Below are 3,440 nucleotides of genomic sequence, written 5' to 3' on the forward strand. Positions count from 1 at the left end.
TTCCATGGGCGAACGCCAGGGCGCAAGAGTTGTAACAGAGGGTCAGCCCTCTCTTTTGCCCCTTGCGGACTGCGCACAATGCTGTTGTTACAAATGCAGGAGAGGCTCAGCGATGAATGCCACCAACACCAGCCAGCGGGCCGACCGCATCGTCGTGGTGGACGACGACGCCCGCATCCGCGACCTGCTGCGCCGCTACCTCATGCAGGAAGGGTTCGAAGTGATGCTGGCCGAAGATGGCAAGGCCCTGAACCGCGTGCTGCAGCGCGAAGCCGTGGACATCATCGTGCTCGACCTGATGATGCCCGGCGAGGACGGTCTGTCGATCTGCCGCCGCCTGCGCGCCAATGGCGACCGCACGCCCATCATCATGCTCACCGCCAAGAGCGAGGACGTCGACCGCATCGTCGGCCTGGAGGTCGGCGCCGACGACTACCTGGGCAAACCCTTCAACCCCCGCGAGCTGCTCGCCCGGGTGCACGCCGTGCTGCGCCGCCGCCCGCCGGCCGAGGTGCCCGGTGCGCCCTCGCAGGACGCCGAGACCGTGAAGTTCGGCCCCTACGAGTTCGACCTGAGCCTGCGCACCCTGCGCAAGGACGGCAACGACCTGCCCCTGACCACGGGCGAGTTCGCCATGCTCAAGGCCCTGGTGCGCCACCCGCGCCAGCCGCTGTCGCGCGAGAAGCTCGCCCAGCTCGCGCGCGGGCGTGAGTTCGAGCCCTTCGACCGCAGCCTGGACGTGCAGGTCTCGCGCCTGCGCAAGCTCATCGAGGACGACGCCTCCTCGCCGCGCTACCTGCAGACCGTGTGGGGAGTGGGTTATGTGTTCGTGCCGGACGGCAATTCCTGATGGACAGCGAGTCACGCGTACCGTTCGAGACCGAACCCGCCGCGCTGGAAACCGCCCCGGCCCCGCTGGAGGTGCGGCCCACGCGTGGCGTGAGCCTGTTCTGGCGCACCTTCTTCTTCCTCACGCTGCTGCTCACCGGCTGCATCATCGCGTGGCTGCAGACCTTTCGCGCGCTGGAGTACGAGCCGCGCGCCCTGCAGAGCGCGCAGCAACTGGCCTCGCTGGTCAACCTGAGCCGCGCGGCGCTGATCCACTCCGACTCGATCGCGCGCGTCTCGCTCATCAAGACCCTGGCCGCCGAGGAGGGCCTGCGCATCGCGCCGCGCGAGCCCAACGACACCTTCCAGCACTACGACACCGACCTGCTCAGCCGCAACGTGGCCGGGCAGCTGCAGGCCCGGCTTGGGCCCGACACCGTGGTGGCGCGCGAGGTGAACGGTCAGGCGGGGCTGTGGATCGGCTTCTCCATCGACGGCGACCCGTACTGGCTGCTCACCGATCCCTCGCGCATCGGCCCCGTGGCAGGCACCACCTGGCTGATCTGGCTGGGCACGGCCGCCCTGCTCTCACTGGCGGGCGCGGCGCTCATCGCGCGCCTCATCAACCGGCCGCTGAAGAAGCTGTCCTTCGCGGCCAGCCGCGTGCGCGAGGGCGACTTCAACGCCAGCCAGCTCAACGAGACGGTGGCCACCAGCGAGATCCGCGAGGTCAACATCGGCTTCAACCGCATGGCGCAGCGCCTGTCCAAGATCGAGCAGGACCGCGCGCTCATGCTCGCCGGCATCTCGCACGACCTGCGCACCCCGCTGGCGCGCCTGCGGCTGGAAACCGAGATGAGCGTGGCCGACCCGATGGCGCGCGAGCACATGTCGGCCGACATCGAGCAGGTCAACGCGATCATCGACAAGTTCCTCGACTACGCGCGGCCCGACCACATGCGCTCGGAGGACGTCAGCCTGAACGAGGTGATCGAGACGGCGCTGTTCGCGCTGGGCGACGACCCGAAGACGATCATCAAGACGCGCGTGCAACCCGAGTTGCAGGTGCTGGGCGATCCCGTCGAGCTGCAGCGCGTGTTCAACAACCTGCTGGAGAACGCCTCGCGCTATGGCCGCGACGCGGACACCGGCGTGGTGCACATCGACATCGCCGCCAAGGCCAAGGACGACGCGGTGCTGATCAAGCTGCGCGACCACGGCCGCGGCGTGCGGCCCGAGATGCTGGAGCAGCTGACACAGCCCTTCTTTCGCGGCGACGCGGCGCGCTCGGACGCCACCGGCACCGGCCTGGGCCTGGCCATCGTCGAGCGCGCGATCACGCGCATGGGCGGGCGCTTCGCGCTGGCCAACAGCAGCACGGGCGGTTTGGCGGCGCACATCAAGCTGCGCCGCGCGCCCTGACTGCCCCCCCGCCGCGCTTCGCGCCCCCCCTCAAGGGGGCGCCGCCTGCGGCCTGGCCAAGCCAGTTCCGCGGCGGCACTGGGTCAGGCCCGTCGGGTCAGCAGAGCCACCGCGCGCGCCTCGATCGCTTCGCCCAGCCCCACCGGGCCCATCTTCTCGGCCGTCTTGGCCTTCACGTTCACCTGCGAGGGTGAGAGCCCGAGCAGCGACGCGATGCGCTCGACCATGGCCGGAATGTGCGGCGCGAGCTTCGGCGCCTGGGCGACCACGGTGCTGTCGATGTTGCCGATCTCGTAGCCCCCGGCGCGCACGCGGCACGCCGCCTCGGCCAGCAGCGCGCCCGAGTCCGCGCCCTTGAAGCGCTCGTCGGTGTCGGGGAAATGGCGGCCGATGTCACCCAGCGCGGCGGCGCCGAGCAGCGCATCGGTGATGGCGTGCAACAGCGCGTCGGCGTCGGAATGGCCCAGCAGGCCGTGCGTGTGCGGCACGGTGATGCCGCCCAGAACGAGCGGGCGGCCGGTGACGAGGCGGTGAATGTCCCAGCCCTCGCCGATGCGGATCGCGGTCATGAACGGCTCCTGAGAATGGCTTCGGCGAGGGCGAAGTCGTGCGGATAAGTGACCTTGATGTTGCTCGCACGCCCTTCCACCAGGCGCGGGCGCTGGCCGGTGCGCTCGATCGCGCTGGCTTCGTCGGTGACGCCCTCGAAGCCGCTGGCTTGCGCCGCCTGCAGCGCGCGCAGCAGCTCGCCCAATCGGAACATCTGCGGCGTCTGGGCCAGCCATTTGTGGCGCCGTTCGATGGTGCGGGCGACGCGCCCGTCTTCCTCGTCCTTCAGGGTGTCGGGCAACGGCAGCGCCAGCAGACCGCCGACCGGGTCGGCGGCGCAGGCCTCGATCAGCGCCGACACCTCCCCGGGCGTGACCAGGCAGCGCGCGGCGTCGTGCACCAGCACCCAGTCGCCGTCGGGCACGCCGCGCCCGCGCAGGGCCAGCAGACCGTTGAGCACGCTCTCCGCGCGCGTGGCGCCGCCCTGACGCACGGCCTCCACCCCGTCAACGTCACCGGGCCAGTGCGCGTCTTCGGGCGCCAGCACGACCAGGATGCGGTCGAGCCGCGCGACACCGCGCAAGGCGGCCAGCGTGTGGTGCACCAGCGGCCGGCCGGCCAGCGGCTGGTACTGCTTGGGC

4 protein-coding genes are annotated in these 3,440 nt (G+C 70.5%); 2 read left to right on the forward strand and 2 right to left on the reverse strand.

What is annotated here, in order from left to right:
• The first annotated feature begins 112 nt into the window (after window positions 1-112).
• On the forward strand, window positions 113-850 hold the full coding sequence (gene ompR / locus VLG41_RS14840; RefSeq protein WP_325350170.1) for a two-component system response regulator OmpR: 738 nt from the start codon (window positions 113-115) through the stop codon (window positions 848-850).
• Entirely contained in the window at window positions 850-2,250 is a 1,401-nt protein-coding gene (locus VLG41_RS14845; protein ID WP_325350171.1) for a sensor histidine kinase, read from the forward strand. Before ompR ends, VLG41_RS14845 begins: the two co-directional genes overlap by 1 nt.
• A gap of 83 nt (window positions 2,251-2,333) precedes the next feature.
• On the opposite strand, the gene ispF is transcribed toward VLG41_RS14845, so the two are convergent.
• Both ispF and ispD read right to left on the reverse strand, forming a co-directional pair.
• Complete coding sequence (ispF, locus tag VLG41_RS14850) at window positions 2,334-2,819, reverse strand: 2-C-methyl-D-erythritol 2,4-cyclodiphosphate synthase (protein ID WP_325350172.1); 486 nt, start codon at window positions 2,817-2,819, stop codon at window positions 2,334-2,336.
• On the reverse strand, window positions 2,816-3,440 hold a 625-nt coding region (gene ispD, locus VLG41_RS14855), incomplete at its 5' end, for a 2-C-methyl-D-erythritol 4-phosphate cytidylyltransferase (RefSeq protein ID WP_325350173.1). The genes ispD and ispF, both read right to left, overlap by 4 nt.

The organism is Hydrogenophaga sp. (genome assembly GCF_035481345.1).
In the GTDB taxonomy this organism is placed as follows: domain Bacteria; phylum Pseudomonadota; class Gammaproteobacteria; order Burkholderiales; family Burkholderiaceae_C; genus Hydrogenophaga.

Coding starts and splice junctions, on each gene's coding strand:
- ompR (WP_325350170.1), top strand. CDS start 113: ATGAATGCCACCAACACCAGCCAGCGGGCCGACCGCATCGTCGTGGTG.
- VLG41_RS14845 (WP_325350171.1), top strand. CDS start 850: ATGGACAGCGAGTCACGCGTACCGTTCGAGACCGAACCCGCCGCGCTG.
- ispF (WP_325350172.1), bottom strand. CDS start 2,819: ATGACCGCGATCCGCATCGGCGAGGGCTGGGACATTCACCGCCTCGTC.